This window comes from Siccirubricoccus soli (genome assembly GCF_024178315.1).
In the GTDB taxonomy this organism is placed as follows: Bacteria; Pseudomonadota; Alphaproteobacteria; order Acetobacterales; family Acetobacteraceae; genus Siccirubricoccus; species Siccirubricoccus soli.
Window position 1 is genome coordinate 12,609 of sequence record NZ_JAMZIK010000001.1, and the last position, 15,456, is coordinate 28,064.

The window sequence follows — 15,456 nt, forward strand, 5'->3', positions numbered from 1 at the left end:
GGCGCGGTACTGCCGCGACGGCGCCGCCAGGGCCCCTGGCAGGCCGGCAGGTGGTCCGGCGATAACCCCCCCCGGTGGCCCGAGGGCCATTCCCTGACGGGGCTCAGAGCCCGGCAAGCGCCGCCCGTGCATCCTCCGCATCCTGGGCGATCGCCGCCTTCAGTGTTTCCAGGCCGTCGAATTTGGCGTCCGGCCGCAGGAAGGTGCGGAGGCGGACGCCGATCTCCTTGCCGTAGAGGTCCTCGTCGAAGTCGAAGATGTAGGTCTCCAGCCGGGTCTCCGGGTCCCCGCCCAGGGTCGGGCGGCGGCCGATATTGGAGACGCCCTTCACCTCCCGCCCATCCGGCAGGCTGACCGTCGCGGCATAGACCCCCCGCGCCGGCTCCAGGTGCCGCCCCAGCCAGAGATTGGCGGTGGGCCAGCCCAGCACCCGGCCGAGCTTGTCGCCATGCACCACCTCGCCCCGGATCTCCCAGGGCCGGCCCAGCAGGGCGGAGGCGCGTTCCGGATAGCCATCCTGCAGCAGCCGGCGGATGCGGGTGGAGGAGATCGGCCCCTCCGCATCCCCCACCGGCGGCACCACCGTCAGCCCCACCCCGGCCGCCTCGGCCATGGTGGCGAGGGTCCCGGCATCCCCGCCGCGGCGGTGGCCGAAGGCGAAATCCTGGCCGCAGGCGAGATGCACGGCGCTGAGCCCTTGCTGCAGCACCTCGGCGAAGAAGGCCTCGGCCGGCATGGCGGCCAGCGCGGCATCGAAGCGCAGGGCGAGGACGAAATGCGCCCCCGCCGCCCCTAGCGCCGCCGCCTTGGCGGGCAGCAGGGTCAGGCGGAAGGGTGGGTCATCCGGCCGGAAGTGCTCACGCGGATGCGGCTCGAAGGTCACGACGCCGAGCGGGGCGGCGGGCCGCGCCGCATGCGCCGCCCGCAGCACCGCGACGTGGCCGCGATGCACGCCATCCATGTTGCCGAGCGCCAGGGTGGCGCCGCGGAACGCCGCCGGGACCGCGCGCCAATCGGTCAGGATCACGGGTGCGGTCATGCGCGGGCCGCCACGGGCCGGCGCTGGGCGCGGCCGGGGACGGAGACCTGCGCATCCCCCTCCGGCACCTTGCGGCCGGCGACGGTGCAGCGGGTGGACAGGGTGGCGCGGCGCTTCTCCGGCTGCAGGGCGGTGACCTCCACCGTCGCCGTCGCGGCCTGGCCCGTGGCGTGGTCCTCGAAACTCATGCCGTCCGTCATTCCGGTTCTGCTCCTGGGCCCTCGGGAGGGGGATCCCGCGGACCGGGCCGGCAGGCGGTGCGGCCAGGGGCCATTGCCCCGGCACGCAGCCCGACGCCCCGGCGCGGCAATCCCGCCAGGCCGCCCCGACCCCCAGGTCTGCCGGGGCTCGGGGCGCCGTCGGTCCTAGCCCCCGCACCATGGGTGGACAAGCGGTGGCCGGGACGCCCTTATGACGGCGAGGATCGAGGAGCCTGCCATGCCCGCCACCGAGATCGGCACCGCCGAGCGCCTGCTGGACGAGCTGCGGGGCTGGGTGGAGCGGGAGACGCCCTCCACCGACCCGGCGGCGGTGAATGGGCTGCTGGACGTGGCGGAGGCCGGGCTGCGGGCGGTGGGGGCTGGGATCGTGCGCTACCCCGGCAGCGGTCGCTCCGGGGATACGCTGGTGGCGAAGACCCCGGGCGAGGGCCCGCGCATCATCATCGCCGGTCATGTCGATACGGTGTGGGACCATGGGGTGCTGGCCGGGCCGATGCCTTACCGGGTGGAGGGCGAGCGGGCCCATGGCCCCGGCATCTACGACATGAAGGCGGGCAGCTTCCTCGCTTTCCATTGCGTACGGGAGATACTGCGCCAGGGCACAAGGACGCGCCGCCCCATCACCCTGCTGCTGACCCCGGACGAGGAGGTCGGCAGCCCGACCAGCCGCGGGCACATCGAGCGGGAGGCGGAAGGGGCGCGGGCGGTGCTGATCCCGGAGCCGGCCGGCGGGCTGCGCGGCAGCTGCGTGACCAGCCGCAAGGGCACCGGCAGCTTCACCGTGCAGGTGGAGGGCAAATCCGCCCATGCCGGCGGCAATTGGTCGGAGGGGCGGAGCGCCGTCGTCGCCCTCGCCCGCCTCATCCTCGAGATCCATGGGCTGACCGATCTGGAGCGGGGGGTGACGACGAATTGCGCCCCGATCTGGGGTGGCACCCGCTCCAACGTCATCCCGCCCGGGGCGGGGTGCCGCGTCGATTTCCGGGTGCCGAGCCTCGCGGAGGCGGAGCGGGTGGTGGCGGCGATCCGCGGCCTGGCGGGGGAGGCGGATGGCATCCGCGTCACCATCACCGGCGGGCTGAACCGGCCGCCCTTCCCGGAGACGCCGGCGGGGCTCGCGCTCTACGAGATGGCGAAGGGCATCGCCGCGCGGCATGGCTATGACCTGCCGCGGCAGCATCGCGGCGGCGGCTCGGACGGGAATTTCACCGCCGTCATGGGCATCCCGACCCTGGACGGGCTCGGCTGCGGCGGGGCCGGAGCGCATGCGCCGGAGGAGCATATCCGCTGGCCGGAGCTCGCGCCGCGCGGGGCGGTGTTGTGCGAGCTGCTGGAAAGCATCGAGTAGGTGTCGCGCCGGGAATCCGCAGCGTAGGTTCCCGTCATGCCCGGGACGTGAAGTCCTGCCGTGTCACGTGATCTTCTCTCGTAAGCAGAAGGGTCTAATTGAGTTACGATGGGCGTCGCGCCTGCCGCATTCGTGATCCGGCTGCCTGAGGCCGGAACGTTTCCGCTCAAGGGCTTGATGCTATGCGATACGTTTTCGTAACATGTATGAATATTTATCCAGCTTCGCGCAGTGCGTGACCTTGGGCCTGCCGCCGCAGCCTTTGGTCGCCTACCGGTCAAAGAACGCCGCGCCTAGCGTCCGCGTACCACCAGGAGATGGTGGAGGGACGCCATGGCCGAGCCGCGCATCAGTATCGTCATCCCCTTCCATTCCAGCTACGCCGCCTATCTGCCCGAATGTCTGGAGAGCCTGCGTCGCCAGAGCTGCCAGCTCTGGGAGGCGATCATCGTCGACGATGCCTCCCCCGACCGCGGCTGGGAGGCACTGCTGGACCGGCTGGCCGACCCCCGCATCCGCCTGCTGCGGCATGCAGAGAACCGGGGCCAGGCGGCGGGGCGGAACACCGGCATGCGGGCAGCCAGGGGCGAGTACCTGGTGGCGCTGGATTGCGACGACGCGCTGGCGCCGACGCATCTGGCCGCGCTGCTGGCGGCGCTGGAGGCCAACCCGGCGGCCGGCGCCGCCTATTCCGACTACCGACTGTTCGGCGCGGATGAGGGGGTGCTGCGATTCCCGCAGAAGGATCTGCGCGCGCTGCTGACGGAGCAGTGGATCCCCCACCCTGGCACCATGGTGCGGCGGGCGCTGTTCGAGGCAAGCGGCGGCTATTGCGAGGAGCCGGTCTTCCGCGCCGGCAACGAGGACTGGGATTATTTCCTCAGCCTGGCGGAGCATGGTCTGCAGGCGGTGCGGGTGCCGGAGCCGCTCTACCTCTATCGCCAGCATGCCGGCTCCATCACCACCCAGCGCTTCGCCCGCGCCGATGCGGCCATGCGGGAACGGATGGCGGAACGGCATGCGGCGCTGTTCGACCGGCACGGGTTGCGGCGGGCCTTCCTGGCCGGCGGCTACCGCACCAGCGGCAAGGCCTGCCTGCGGGACGGTATCTGGGGGCGCGGGCTGGCGCTGACGGCGCGGGCGGCGGCGCTGGACCCGGCCGGGATGATGGAGGTGCTGGCGCGACGGCTGCGCCGGTCGGGCGGCGATGCGGCAGACGGGGTGCATCCGGTGACGGGGTAGGGATGGGGCTCTGCCCCCAGACCCTCGCCGGGGAGAAGAAATTCCCCCGACCCCGCCCCTGAGTCTGGCGGTTCAACCCGCGGCTCCGAAACTCGCACCGGGGTCCGGGGAGGGGTACCCTCCCCGGTGGGGGTTCGGGGCAGGCCCCGATCCTTCAGCGCCGCACCGGCGGGTGCCCCCCCTTAATCCGCCGTGATGTTGGCGGCGCGGACCAGGGCCTGCATGGAGTGTCGCTCCTTCGCCAACCAGGCGGCGAATTCGGCGGGCGGCGTGCCGAGGCCGATGGCGCCGAGCGCCACCAGCCGCTGCTGCACCCCGGCATCCGCCAGGGCCGTGCGGCAGGCCTCGTACAGCCGCTCGGTCGCCGCTGCGGGTAGGCCGGCCGGGCCGTAGAGCGCGTTCCACTCCGTCTGGTCGTAGCCGGGGAAGCCCTGCTCCGCGATGGTCGGCACCTCCGGCAGGGCGGGGATGCGCTCCGCCGAGGAGGCCGCCAGCGGCTGCACCCCGCCCTGCTGCGCCAGCGCGGCAGCGGCGGCGACGGTGGCGAAGCCGAAATCCACATCCCCGGCGAGAATGGCCTGCAGCGCCGGCCCGCCGCCGCGATAGGGCACATGGGTGATGTCGATCGCCGCCCGCTGCGCCAGCACCGCCGCGGCGATGTGGTTGGAGACCGCGGTGCCGGAGGAGGAATAGGTCAGCCGCCCCGGCTGCGCCCGGGCCCGCTCCAGCAGGTCCGGGAAGCTGCGGATCGCACTGTCCGGCTTCACCACGATGATGAGCGGATAGACCGTGACCCGGGAGATCGGGGTGAAGGCGGTGGCGTAGTCGAAGGCGAGGTTGCGGAAGATGAAGGGCGCCACCGCCTGGTTTGCCGCATCCAGCAGCAGCGTCGCGCCATCCGGCGCCGCCCGCGCGGCCTCCCCGGCGCCGATCGTGCCACCCGCCCCGCCGCGATTCTCCACCACCACCGGCTGGCCCAGCACATTGGTCATGATGGGGGCGAAAAGCCGGGCGGTGGTGTCCGCCCCGCCGCCCGGGGTGAAGGGGACCAGCAGCCGCACCTGGCGCGGCGGCGCCCATTGCGCCCGGGCCCGGGACGAGGCGAGGGAGGGCGCGGCCAGGGCGGCCGCCAGCCAGGTGCGGCGCTTCATGTCCCGAACCTCCGCAGCAGCATCTCGTCCAGCATGGCGTTGAAGGCGGTGGCGGCCTCATAGGCCACCCAATGGCCGGCGCCGGGGATCACGCCGGTCCAGGCCTCGGGCTGCACTTCGCGGAGCGCGACGAAACGCTTCTCCACCTCCGGCCAGGCGATCGCGTCGCGCTCCCCATAGAGCAGCGCGACCGGGCAGCGCGCCTTGGCCACCGCATCCTTCAGCGAGGAGCTGCTGGCGAAGCCGCGGCTGCGGAAGCGGGCGTGCTGGGTGTTCCATTCCTGGATGGCGAGGGCGAGCTCGTCGATCCCGGCCGGGTCGGCGAACATCAGGCTGGCAAGGTTGTGGCGGTGCGCGGCGATCCGCGCCTCGCCCTCCACGGTGCGGACCTTCACCAGCTCCGTCACCTGGCGCGGCAGGCCGAGCGCGCCGGCGCCGACCAGGGTCAGGCTGCGCAGCTCCGGCCCCGCCTGGGCGGCGATATGGCCGGAGAGCAGGGCGCCGAAGGAGAAGCCGCAGAGATCGTAGCGCGTGCCCTCGCCGAGCAGGGCGGTGAGGCCGGCCTGCACCTCTGCCGCGACGGGGGCGGGGGTTTCCGCCGGGTGCGGCATGGCGCTCTCGCCGAGGCCGGGCAGGTCCGGACAGATCACCTGGCGGCGGACGGAGAGGGCGGCGATGTTCCGTATCCAGTGGCGCCAGGAGCCGGAGCCGCCATGCAGCAGGACCAGCGGCGGGTGCGGGCCGCCGGCGGGGCCCCAGCGGCGCCAGACCATGCTGCCCTCGCCGCAGGGGGTTTCCTGCCGCTCCGCGGCGCGGTCCAGCCGCGCCAGCATCACCTCCGGGGGTTCGGTTCCCGATTCCAGCATCCTCGTGCCGCTCCACAAGCCTTCGGTGCTGTTGTCGGCCGGGGCGGGCGGGGAGGCAAGACGAGGGGGTGAGGGGCGGCCGGTCCTCGCGGTCCTGGCCGCGGCCCGGCTCAGGCTGCGCGGCGCTGCCCTGGATCAGGCGCGGTTGCTGAAACAGGCATTGCCGAGCCCAGTCCCGATGGTCAGCACCCCCCAGCGCCGGACATCCCCCATCCAGGGTGCCTGGCTCAGCCCCTGCACCACCGCGTCATTGTGCAGCACCACGACCGTGTCCTGGCCGTCGATCTCTGGCAACGCCTCGCGCAGCCGCTGGGGCAGGTTGAAGCGGGAACTCTCCCAATTGCCCGGCAGGTTCTGCGCGCCCTTGGCGATGCTGCCATCGGCCTCGATCCGCCCGGGGCAGCCGACGCCGATGAAGGGCGCCAGCGCCAGGCCACGCTTTCCGGCCTTGCGCTGCAGATCCTGCAGCATCTCCACCAGCCGGTCGATCGCTTCCTCCCGCGCCGGCTTGTCGTCGCGGTGGCGCCAGATCTCGCTTTCCCAGATGCAGGCGGCGGAGAGGTCCGGCGCCTTCTTCAGATGCGGCCGCACCAGCCCGGCGCGCATGTTGGAGCCGCCGATATCGACGGCGAGCAGCGCGTCATGCCCCTTGAAGATGAAGGACGGCGCAAGCTGCACTGCGCCGATCATGCCCGCCTCGTCCGGGTCGTGGCGGATCGGCTGCAGGTCCAGCTTCAGCCCTTCCCCCTTCAGCAGCATCCCGGTGCGGCCGATCGCGAGCTCTCCCACCCGGCTGGCGCGCATCCCGCCGCCGACGACGATGCGCTCCACCCCCTCCCAGGCCTTCAGCTTCAGCAGGCGCTGCACGACCATGGCGAGGGATTGGGCGAATTCCTCCACCACGCTATGCACCAGCCCGGCGGTCTCGGCATCGCCCTCGGTCAGCAGCCGGTCGAGGTCCCTGCGGCCGATCTCCGCCGTCGGCGCCGGGCCCAGCGGATCCTCGCCCTCCACCGCCCGCAGCCGCTTCCGCCAATGGTCGAGCAGGGATTTGAATGCACGGCTGCTGGCGCGATCGCCGAGGAAGCCCTCGGGCGTCTTCATCTCTGCATTGTAGGCATCGACGGTGACGGCAGGCAGCGCGCTGGCGCCGTGTTCGATGAAGCTGGGCGGCGGACTCCGGTCCGACATGGGCAGCGTTATCTCCTGAGCCCACCGCCAACGCGGCGGGTGGAGGAACGTTGCGCTCAACCCTCCGGGTAGCGGATGGCCAGGATCTCGATCTCCTCCACCCCCTGCGGCGTTCGCAGCCGGCGCAGATCGCCGACCCGGCCGCCGAGCAGGGCGCGCGCCACCGGCGCCACCCAGGAGATGCGGCCGGTCTTGCTGTCCGCCTCATCGACGCCGACGATGGTCACCGTCACCTCGGCATCATCCTCCCGCACATAGGTGACCGTGGCGCCGAAGAAGACCTGGTCGCGCTTCGGCGTCTTCGTCGGATCCACCACCTGCACCTTCTCCAGCCGCTTGCGCAGGAAGCGGACGCGGCGGTCGATCTCCCGCAGCCGGCGCTTGCCGTACTGGTAGTCGGCATTCTCCGAACGGTCGCCGAGCGAGGCGGCCCAGCTCACCACCTCCACCACCTTCGGCCGCTCCTCGGTCCAGAGCCGCTTCAGCTCCGCCTCCAGCGCCGCATGGCCGGCGGGTGTCATGTAGAAGGGGGTGCCGGGGGGCAGGCCGGGCGGGCCTTCCTCCTCGTCATCCTCGGCCGCGCTCATGGCGCGAGGGCGCGGATGCGGCCATCCGGCACCAGCGCGATGGTGCCGGCGCGCTTCGCCGCCTCCGCCACCACCGTCACCAGCAGCATGGCGCCGCTGGCATCCACCAGCACCGGGAGCTGGGCCATGAGGTCATAGCCATCCTTGCCGGATTGCAGGTAATCCGTGGTTGCCAGCCGGTAGGTGCGGTCCGGCTCCAGCGGGCGGCCGCCCACCGTCACTGCCTGCACCCGGCTGCCGCGCGGCGCGCGCGGATCGTAGGTGAAGGCCATGCCGGAGATCTGCGGGAAGCGGCCATCGACGTTCTCCACCTCGCTCACGCCGTTCTCCAGCAGGCGCTTCAGCTCCTCGCCCCGTGCCTCCAACAGCATCACCACATTGCCGAAGGGCGCTTCCGCCACCAGGTCCCGCCGCGTCAGCACATGGCCCACCGGGTATTCCCGGTTGCCGCGCAGCCCACCGCCATTGATGAGCGCGACATCGGCCGAGAGATGCGCCCGCAGCGCCTCGGCGAAGAAATCGCCGATGGCGGCTTCCCGGCTGCGCAGCGTGGCGGAGCGGCTGTCGAGCGGTGCGGCGAGGGTGGCCAGGCGCTCGCCCAGCGCGGCATCCAGCTTCGTCTCCACCGCCGCGACCAGCGGCGCGATGGCGGCCGAGGGCGGCACGCCGGTATTGGGGATCATGCGCCAGCCGATGGCGGCGATGCGCGCGGGCCGGCCCGGCAGGGTTTCCACCGTCAGCTCGGCCACGCCGAGCCAGTAGGCGTCCGAGCCCGATTTCAGCAGCAGCACGCCGCCTTCCAGCAGCGCCGCCGGGTCGTGGTCATGCCCGCCGAGGACGAGATCGACGCCGGTGCTCCGCTGGACCTCCCGGTCCTGCTCGAGGTCGAGATGGGTGAGGGCGACGACGAGGTCGGCGCCGGCGGCGCGCAGCGCGGCGGCCGCCTCCCGCACCGCCTGCAACTCCGGCAGGAAGGTGATGCCGGGCGTGCTCGAGACGAGGGCGGTGGCCTGGGTCAGCACGCCGACGAAGCCGATGCGCAGCGGCCCGGCCTGGCGCATGACGGTGGCGACGGCGCCGCCGAAGATCTGCCCATTTGGCCCGAGGACATTGGCGCCGAGCCAGGGGAAGCGCGATTCGGCGATGCGCCGGGCCGCGACCTCCGGCCCGAAATCGAATTCATGGTTGCCGAGCACTGCCACATCGGTGCGGAGGGCGTTGAAGATCTCGATCATATGCGCGCCCTCCGTGATGGAGGAGGCGAGGGAGGGGGAGATCAGGTCGCCGCCGAAGGTGAGGAAGACCGGGCCCGGCGCCGCGGCCCGCTCGCGCTCGATCAGTGTGCCGATCTCCGCCAGCCCGCCATGGCCGTTGCGCGGCAGGTGTTCGTAGATGTCGTTCAGGTGGAGGAAGGTGAGGGTGGTGGTCTCCGCCGCTGCCGGCAAGGCGAGCAGGCAGAGCAGGGCGGCGCGCAACAGCAGGCGCCGGGCGGAGAGGAACATCAGGTGATGGGGTCCCAAGGATCCCGGAGAGTTGCGGGCGGCGGCGGCTCAGGTCAAGCGGCGCGATCGGCCGGCGGGGCCAGCAGCCCCGCCAGGAGATGGCCGAGCGGGACCATGCCGGGGATGACTTGGCGGGTGAAGGTGCCGAGCGCGGCCAGCACCTGCGCGCCATGGCCGCCCGGCACGCCGCCCTGCGGCGCGAGGCGTGGGCGCAGCGCATCGGCCTCGCGCTCCGCCAGGCGGATGGCCAGGTCGCGCCCGGCGGTGAGGCGCGTGGGGGAGAGCTCCTCGCCCAGCCAGCCCGGCAGCGCGGCGAGCAGGGCGGGCCAATGGGCGAGGTGGAGATAGAGGCTGGGCACCACGCCGGAGTCGCCATGCCGGGCGGCCAGGCCCTTCACCAGTGCGGCGACCGGCGGCGGGAGCGACTCCAGGCGCGGCAGGGGCGGGGGCGCGGGCAGCATGGCGGGGGGCGGGATCGGCGCAGGCGGCGCGATGTCCTCGCGCGGGGCGGCTTCCAGCGCGCGGCGCAGCGCCGTCAGCAGGATGAGGTTGGTGAGGTTGCCACGGTTGTAGACGGCGATGAGGTCGCCGACCGGCCGGCGCGAGTCCGGCGCCAGGCAGGCCGCTGCCCAGGCTGCGGCGGAAAGTGACGCGGGCGGGGCCGGCAGCGCTGCCACCAGCCTCTCCCGCGCCGCGGCCAGGGTGCCGTCCTCGAGCGGCGGGCGGATCGCCTCCCACAGCCAGGGCAGGACGCCCGGCAGGGTGGCGAGGTGCCGGTGGATCAGGTTGACCAGCGGCACCCCGCTCGCCTGCCGCAGCGCGGCGTAGAGCGCGGCGATATCGGGCGGCGCCTCCGCCTCGCGCAGCTCGGGGAGGGCCACCCGCTTCGCCGCCTACAGGGTGGTGACGTTCATCGGCGTCGGCATCCAGGCATAGCCGCTGCCCTCCTTCGTCACATGGCCGAGGCCGGGCCAGGGGAAGTGGTAGGAAATGATGGCATGCTTGTCCGTCGCCAGCCGGTCCAGCATGCGGCTGCGGCTCTGCGCCGAGAGCTTCGGGTCGGTGTCATAGGCGAATTCCCACAGCGGCTGGCGCAGCAGCAGGATGTGGTGATGCGCCATGTCGCCGGTGTTCACCACCGTGGTGTTGCCGGAGGTGATGGCATAGACGGTGTGGCCCAGCGTATGGCCGGGGACGGAGATGGCGGTGACGCCGGGGATCACCGGCTGCTCGTTCCGCACCATCACCATGCGGTCACGGTAGGCGGAGAGGTTCTTCTTCGCGCCGTCGATGAAAGGCACCATGAAGTCCGGGCCGCGCTTGTTGGAGTCGTCGGTCCAGAATTTCAGGTCCACCTCGCTGATCGCCACCTGGGCGTTGGGGAAGTTGCGGTTGCCATTGGCGTCCACCAGGGCCCAGCAATGGTCGCAATGGGCATGGGTCAGCACGACCAGGTCGATCTGCTCCGGCTGGATGCCGGCAGCGCGCATGTTGTCCAGCAGCTTGCCGGTGGTGGGACCGAACATCTTGCTGGCGGCGCCCATGCTCTCGCCCATGCCGGTATCGAACAGGATGAGCTGCCGGCCGGTGTTCAGGATGAGCGCGTTCTGCTCCAGCGTCGCCGTTTGCGGGTCGAGAAAGTTGGAGGTGAGCAGCTGGCGGATCTGGTCGGGCGGGGAGGCGGGGAAGGCCGGTTCCGGCTTGCCGAGGGGCAGGTTGCCGTCGGAGACGATGGTCGCCTCGAACTCGCCGATCTTGAAACGGTGCCAGGCGGGCGGCAGCTTGTTCTGCATCGGCGCCGCGGCCCGGGCGAGGCCGGGCGGCAGCAGGGGCAGGGTCGCAGTGGCGGTGGCCGCGCCGATCAGGAAGCGGCGAGTGATGTCGGGCATTGTTCTTCCTCCCCATTGGTCTGGGCCGCAACATGGTGCGGAACATCAGAATGGCACAACCCATGCGGGTCCTGTCCAGCTGGCCGGATGAAATTCCTCTCACCTGCTGCGGTTGACGCATGCATGGCGGCGCCGCCACCCTGGGGGAAACGGGAGGGTGTCCATGCCGCAATTGGCCTACTGGGTGGAACGGCAGCCGGAGAAGATCGCGGCGCATTTTCCTGAGCTGGGCGCGGCGGTGACCTACGCCGCTCTCTATGCTCGGGCACGGCGCGCGGCGCAGTGGCTGATCGGCCTCGGCCTCACGCCCGGGGATGGCATCGCGCTGCTGCTGGAGAACCGGCCGGAGTTCCTCGAGCTGGCGGAGGCGGCGCGGCTGGCGGGGCTCTACTACACGCCGCTCTCCATCCATCTGCGGCCGCAGGAGGTCGCCTATGTGCTGGCCGATAGCGGCGCGAAGCTGCTGATCGCCAGCCCCGCATTGGCGCCACTGGCAGCGCGGCTGCTGGCGGAGGGCGTGGTGGGCGACCGGCCGTGCTTCGCGCTGGCAGAAGGGCTGCCGGGCTATGCGAGCTACGAGGCGACGCTGGCGGCAGAGGACCCCGCCGCCCCCCTGCCGGAGCGGCCGGTGGGACGGGAATTCCTCTACTCCTCCGGCACCACCGGCCTGCCCAAGGGCATCCGCCGGCCGTTGATCCCCTATGCGGACCGCGACAAGCCGGAATGGGATATGAGCTGGAAATCGCTCTACGGCTTCGCGCCGGAGACGGTCTATCTCTCGCCCGCGCCGCTCTACCACGCCGCGCCCAACCGCTATGTGTACCGGACGCTGAGCGAGGGCGGCACGGCGGTGGTGATGCAGAAATTCGACGCGGCCCGGGCGCTCGCGCTGATTGCCGCGCATGGCGTGACGCACAGCCAATGGGTGCCGACCATGTTCGTCCGCATGCTGGCGCTGCCGGAGGCGGAGCGGCGCGCGCACGACCTGTCCAGCCATCGCTGCGCCATCCATGCCGCGGCGCCCTGCCCGCCTGCCGTGAAGCGGGCGATGATCGCCTGGTGGGGGCCGATCCTCTGGGAATACTATGCCGGCTCGGAGGGGATCGGCACGACGGTGATCTCCTCCGAGGAGTGGCTGCGCAAGCCGGGCAGCGTCGGCCGGCCGGTGAACGGTGTCTCGGTGCACATCACTGGCGAGGATGGGGCGGAGCTGCCGCCGGGCGAGACCGGCACCATCCGCTTCTCCGGCGGGCCGCACTTCGCCTACCACAACGCGCCGGAGAAGACCGCCGCCTGCTACGACGAACGCGGCTGGGCCACGCTCGGCGATCTCGGCTGGAAGGATGAGGAAGGCTACCTCTTCCTTTCCGACCGTCGCGCCGACCTGATCCTCTCCGGCGGCGTCAACCTCTACCCGGCGGAGATCGAGGCGGTGCTGGCGCAGCACCCGGAGGTGGCGGAGGTGGCAGTGGTGGGCGTGCCGCAGGCGGAGATGGGCGAGCAGGTGCACGCCGTAGTGGTGCCGCGCGCAGGCGCCGATGCCGCCGCCCTGCCTGCCGCGTTGGATGCCTGGTGCCGGGAGCGGCTGGCGGGGCCGAAGCGCCCGCGCAGCTACGAGCTTGTGGAGGAGCTGCCGCGCAGCGAGGCGGGCAAGCTGCTGCGACGGCTGCTGAAGGAGAAGTACCTGCCAACCGGGTGAGGCTGCGGCACTGGCTCAGATGCCGCTGAGGAAATGCAGCCGCATGATGGCGTATTCGACAGCCGCCACGAACCCGCCGATGTAGAGAAGGGCAAGGACGCCGCTGAGGACGTCGTACCAGCCGCTGCCGTGGAACCCGAGGCCGAAGGCCATTGTCCCTCTCCCGCCGCAAATGACTGCGGCGAGAGACTAGGCCCGTCATGAGCCGGGGGCGGTGACGGGGCGCACCCGGCGTGGCGTCAGCCGGTGCTGAGGCCGAGGCGCTTCACCCGCGCCTCCTCCATGTCGATCGTTTCCGCCATGTTGCGCGCATACTCCTCGGGCCCGAGATATTCGAGCGTCTGGTCCAGCCGGTCGAGCGCCGCGAGATGGACCGGGTCATGCACCGCACGGCGGAAGCCTTCCGCCAGGGCGGCGAGGATGGCCGGGTCCAGCCCGGCCGGCGCCACCAGCCCGTAGGGCGAGGTGACGACCATGCCCTGATAGCCGAGATCCACCAGGGTCGGCACATCCGGGAACTTCGCCAGCCGCTTGGGGGTCCAGAAATTCAGGTAGCGCAGCTTGCCCTCGAGGACGAGCGGCGCGGCGCCAGAGCCGGCCGCTGCGGCTTCGATATGGCCGCCGAGGAGAGATGGTACCGCATCCGCCTCGCCGCGGAAGGGCACGTGCTCCACCTCCAGCTTTTCGCGTTCAGCGAGCTCGACCATGGTCAGGTGCGGGGTGCCGTTGGCGCCAGTGTTGCCCCAGCGGTGGCGGCCGGGGCGGGCGCGGGCATCGGCCACCAGCTCCGGCCAGCTCCGCCAGGGGCTTTCGGCGCGGACCAGCACGCCGAAGGTGTAGCCGGTGAGGTGTACCACCGGGGTGAAGTCCCGGCGCGGGTCGTAGGCCATGCGCTGCATGAAGGGCAGACGCAGCGCCGGCAGCGTCATCTGCGCCAGCAGGTAGCCATCCGGCCTGGCGCGGGCGACGGCGGCGGCGCCCAGGGTGCTGCCGGCGCCAGGGCGATTCTCCGTCAGCACCGTCTGGCCGAAATGCCGCGTCGCGGCTTCCGCGAGGGCGCGCATCTGCACATCCGTGGCGCCGCCGGCGGGGAACGGGACCAGGATGGTGATGGGCCGTTCCGGGAAGCGGCCCTGGGCACGGGCCAAGCAAGGCGTGGCAAGGGCAGCGCCCAGCAGGGCACGGCGGTGGAGTGTCATGGACGGCTCCCGCTTTATGTTGGGAGCGATCCTACCATGGGGTGCTGGGGGAGTCGCAATCAGGTACCGCAGAAGGTCTGCAGCACGCGTTCCTCCGGCTGCGGCGGCAGGCGGAAGCGGTCCGGAGTTTCCGGCTGGTCCTCATAGGGCCGGGCGAGGACGCCGAGCATCGCCTCGAAGGGCGCGAAGTCGCCGTTCGAGACGGCGGCGGCGATGGCCGCTTCCACCAGATGGTTGCGCGGGATGAAAGCCGGGTTCACGGCGCGCATGCGGGCGGGGCGGTCGGGCAGGGGCTCCGCCGCCAGCCTTTCCTTCCAGCGCACCGCCCAGGCGTCGTACCGGGCCAGGTCAGTGAAATACTGGCGCGGGGCGTCGCTGCCCTCGGCGGCCGCGCAAAGCGCGCGGAAGGTCAGGGTGAAATCGGCTTGGCTATCCGCCATGGCCTGCAGCAGGTCCTGCGCCAGCGCCACATCCTCCTCCCGCGCCTCGAACAGGCCGAGCTTGGCGCGGAGGCCATTCAGATACCCTTCGTGGAAGCGTGGGGCGAAGGCGGCGAGCGTTTCCTGCGCCGCCTCCACTGCCGCTTCTTCGTTTTCCGCCAGCAGGGGCAGCAGGGCTTCCGCCAGCCGCGCCAGGTTCCACTGCGCGATGCGTGGCTGGTTGCCATAGGCGTAGCGGCCGCCATGGTCGATGGAGCTGAAGACCGCGCCGGGGTTGTACTCGTCGAGGAAGGCGCAGGGGCCGTAATCGATGGTCTCGCCGGAGATGGTGCAGTTATCGGTGTTCATCACGCCATGGATGAAGCCGAGATGCAGCCACTGCGGGATGAGGTCCGCCTGGGCGGCGACCACCTTCCCGAAGAAGGCGAGATAGGGGTTGGGCGCCTCGGCGGCCTCCGGATAGTGGCGGGCGATGGCGTGGTCGGCCAGCGCCCGCACCGCCTCCTGGTCGCCGCGGGCGGCGAAATACTGGAAGGTGCCGACGCGGATATGGCTGGCGGCGATCCGCAGCAGCACGGCGCCGGGCAGCACCTCCTCCCGGAACACGTATTCGCCGGTGGTGGCGGCGGCGAGGCTGCGGGTTGTGGGGACGCCAAGGGCGTGCATCGCCTCCGAGACGATGTATTCGCGCAGCACGGGCCCGAGGGCGGCGCGGCCATCACCGCGGCGCGACCAGGGGGTGGGGCCGGAGCCCTTGAGCTGCAGATCGCGGCGGCGCCCGTCGCGACCGACGACCTCGCCCAGCATGATGGCGCGGCCATCGCCGAGTTGCGGGGTGAAATTGCCGAATTGATGCCCGGCATAGGCCTGGGCGATGGGCAGGGCGCCTTCGGGAATGCGATTGCCCGCGACGACATCGGCATCGATCTCCGCCGGATCGATGCCGAGCTCCACCGCCAGCGCCGTGTTCACCTTGATGAGGGCAGGCGCCTTCACCGGTGTCGGATCGAGCCGGGCGTAGAATTTCTCCGGCAGGCGGGCATAGCTGTTGTCGAAGGGGATCATGAGGGGGATGTGGGGGC

The 15,456-nt window shown here is 71.6% G+C and carries 15 protein-coding genes; 3 read left to right on the top strand and 12 right to left on the bottom strand.

Translation table 11 applies throughout. From position 1 onward, the window contains the following. Nucleotides 1-103: 103 nt before the first annotated feature. Complete coding sequence (locus NJ376_RS00045; protein ID WP_252951162.1) at nucleotides 104-1,039, bottom strand: bifunctional riboflavin kinase/FAD synthetase; 936 nt, start codon at nucleotides 1,037-1,039, stop codon at nucleotides 104-106. Then, entirely contained in the window at nucleotides 1,036-1,239 is a 204-nt protein-coding gene (locus NJ376_RS00050) for a hotdog family protein (RefSeq protein WP_252951163.1), read from the bottom strand. The genes NJ376_RS00045 and NJ376_RS00050 overlap by 4 nt, the downstream gene beginning before the upstream one ends. Nucleotides 1,240-1,477: 238 nt before the next feature. Here NJ376_RS00050 and NJ376_RS00055 point away from each other — a divergent pair, with 238 nt between their 5' ends. Together NJ376_RS00055 and NJ376_RS00060 are read left to right on the top strand one after the other, a co-directional pair. Continuing rightward, a complete protein-coding gene (locus NJ376_RS00055) occupies nucleotides 1,478-2,608 on the top strand; it encodes a M20 family metallopeptidase (protein WP_252951164.1) in 1,131 nt (376 codons plus the stop codon). Between the two features lie 333 nt (nucleotides 2,609-2,941). Next, nucleotides 2,942-3,850: a glycosyltransferase family 2 protein gene (locus NJ376_RS00060; protein WP_252951165.1), complete on the top strand. Its 909-nt coding sequence runs from the start codon at nucleotides 2,942-2,944 to the stop codon at nucleotides 3,848-3,850. 182 nt (nucleotides 3,851-4,032) lie between these two features. Here NJ376_RS00060 and NJ376_RS00065 read toward each other — a convergent pair whose 3' ends face one another. The 7 genes from NJ376_RS00065 to NJ376_RS00095 form a co-directional block, all read right to left on the bottom strand. Beyond that, complete coding sequence (locus tag NJ376_RS00065) at nucleotides 4,033-5,001, bottom strand: Bug family tripartite tricarboxylate transporter substrate binding protein (protein WP_252951166.1); 969 nt, start codon at nucleotides 4,999-5,001, stop codon at nucleotides 4,033-4,035. Continuing rightward, complete coding sequence (locus tag NJ376_RS00070) at nucleotides 4,998-5,867, bottom strand: alpha/beta fold hydrolase (RefSeq protein ID WP_252951167.1); 870 nt, start codon at nucleotides 5,865-5,867, stop codon at nucleotides 4,998-5,000. The genes NJ376_RS00065 and NJ376_RS00070 overlap by 4 nt, the downstream gene beginning before the upstream one ends. Before the next feature lie 135 nt (nucleotides 5,868-6,002). Next, nucleotides 6,003-7,058: a hypothetical protein gene (locus NJ376_RS00075; RefSeq protein ID WP_252951168.1), complete on the bottom strand. Its 1,056-nt coding sequence runs from the start codon at nucleotides 7,056-7,058 to the stop codon at nucleotides 6,003-6,005. A gap of 56 nt (nucleotides 7,059-7,114) precedes the next feature. Continuing rightward, a complete protein-coding gene (gene greB, locus NJ376_RS00080) occupies nucleotides 7,115-7,645 on the bottom strand; it encodes a transcription elongation factor GreB (RefSeq protein ID WP_252951169.1) in 531 nt (176 codons plus the stop codon). Then, complete coding sequence (locus NJ376_RS00085; RefSeq protein ID WP_252951170.1) at nucleotides 7,642-9,147, bottom strand: bifunctional metallophosphatase/5'-nucleotidase; 1,506 nt, start codon at nucleotides 9,145-9,147, stop codon at nucleotides 7,642-7,644. Before NJ376_RS00085 ends, greB begins: the two co-directional genes overlap by 4 nt. 53 nt (nucleotides 9,148-9,200) lie before the next feature. Beyond that, entirely contained in the window at nucleotides 9,201-10,028 is an 828-nt protein-coding gene (locus NJ376_RS00090) for a hypothetical protein (RefSeq protein ID WP_252951171.1), read from the bottom strand. Nucleotides 10,029-10,040: 12 nt separating this feature from the next. Further along, nucleotides 10,041-11,036 (bottom strand): MBL fold metallo-hydrolase, encoded by a 996-nt coding sequence (locus NJ376_RS00095; RefSeq protein WP_252951172.1) that lies wholly within the window; start codon nucleotides 11,034-11,036, stop codon nucleotides 10,041-10,043. Between the two features lie 163 nt (nucleotides 11,037-11,199). On the opposite strand from NJ376_RS00095, the gene NJ376_RS00100 reads away from it, so the two are divergent. Further along, nucleotides 11,200-12,735, top strand: coding sequence for an AMP-binding protein (locus NJ376_RS00100; protein ID WP_252951173.1), 1,536 nt, complete (start codon nucleotides 11,200-11,202; stop codon nucleotides 12,733-12,735). A 15-nt stretch (nucleotides 12,736-12,750) separates the two neighbouring features. Here NJ376_RS00100 and NJ376_RS00105 read toward each other — a convergent pair whose 3' ends face one another. From NJ376_RS00105 to NJ376_RS00115, 3 genes are all read right to left on the bottom strand, one after another. Then, nucleotides 12,751-12,888 carry a hypothetical protein gene (locus NJ376_RS00105; RefSeq protein WP_252951174.1) on the bottom strand — a complete coding sequence of 46 codons (138 nt, stop codon included), beginning with the start codon at nucleotides 12,886-12,888 and terminating at the stop codon, nucleotides 12,751-12,753. Nucleotides 12,889-12,974: 86 nt separating this feature from the next. Then, nucleotides 12,975-13,934, bottom strand: coding sequence for a Bug family tripartite tricarboxylate transporter substrate binding protein (locus NJ376_RS00110; RefSeq protein ID WP_252951175.1), 960 nt, complete (start codon nucleotides 13,932-13,934; stop codon nucleotides 12,975-12,977). A 59-nt stretch (nucleotides 13,935-13,993) separates the two neighbouring features. Then, nucleotides 13,994-15,439 carry a protein adenylyltransferase SelO gene (locus tag NJ376_RS00115; protein ID WP_252951176.1) on the bottom strand — a complete coding sequence of 482 codons (1,446 nt, stop codon included), beginning with the start codon at nucleotides 15,437-15,439 and terminating at the stop codon, nucleotides 13,994-13,996. Between the last annotated feature and the right edge of the window lie 17 nt (nucleotides 15,440-15,456).

Coding starts and splice junctions, on each gene's coding strand:
- NJ376_RS00075 (WP_252951168.1), bottom strand. CDS start 7,058: ATGTCGGACCGGAGTCCGCCGCCCAGCTTCATCGAACACGGCGCCAGC.
- NJ376_RS00115 (WP_252951176.1), bottom strand. CDS start 15,439: ATGATCCCCTTCGACAACAGCTATGCCCGCCTGCCGGAGAAATTCTAC.
- NJ376_RS00110 (WP_252951175.1), bottom strand. CDS start 13,934: ATGACACTCCACCGCCGTGCCCTGCTGGGCGCTGCCCTTGCCACGCCT.
- NJ376_RS00055 (WP_252951164.1), top strand. CDS start 1,478: ATGCCCGCCACCGAGATCGGCACCGCCGAGCGCCTGCTGGACGAGCTG.
- NJ376_RS00105 (WP_252951174.1), bottom strand. CDS start 12,888: ATGGCCTTCGGCCTCGGGTTCCACGGCAGCGGCTGGTACGACGTCCTC.
- NJ376_RS00070 (WP_252951167.1), bottom strand. CDS start 5,867: ATGCTGGAATCGGGAACCGAACCCCCGGAGGTGATGCTGGCGCGGCTG.
- NJ376_RS00085 (WP_252951170.1), bottom strand. CDS start 9,147: ATGTTCCTCTCCGCCCGGCGCCTGCTGTTGCGCGCCGCCCTGCTCTGC.
- NJ376_RS00100 (WP_252951173.1), top strand. CDS start 11,200: ATGCCGCAATTGGCCTACTGGGTGGAACGGCAGCCGGAGAAGATCGCG.
- NJ376_RS00045 (WP_252951162.1), bottom strand. CDS start 1,039: ATGACCGCACCCGTGATCCTGACCGATTGGCGCGCGGTCCCGGCGGCG.
- NJ376_RS00060 (WP_252951165.1), top strand. CDS start 2,942: ATGGCCGAGCCGCGCATCAGTATCGTCATCCCCTTCCATTCCAGCTAC.
- NJ376_RS00050 (WP_252951163.1), bottom strand. CDS start 1,239: ATGACGGACGGCATGAGTTTCGAGGACCACGCCACGGGCCAGGCCGCG.
- greB (WP_252951169.1), bottom strand. CDS start 7,645: ATGAGCGCGGCCGAGGATGACGAGGAGGAAGGCCCGCCCGGCCTGCCC.
- NJ376_RS00095 (WP_252951172.1), bottom strand. CDS start 11,036: ATGCCCGACATCACTCGCCGCTTCCTGATCGGCGCGGCCACCGCCACT.
- NJ376_RS00065 (WP_252951166.1), bottom strand. CDS start 5,001: ATGAAGCGCCGCACCTGGCTGGCGGCCGCCCTGGCCGCGCCCTCCCTC.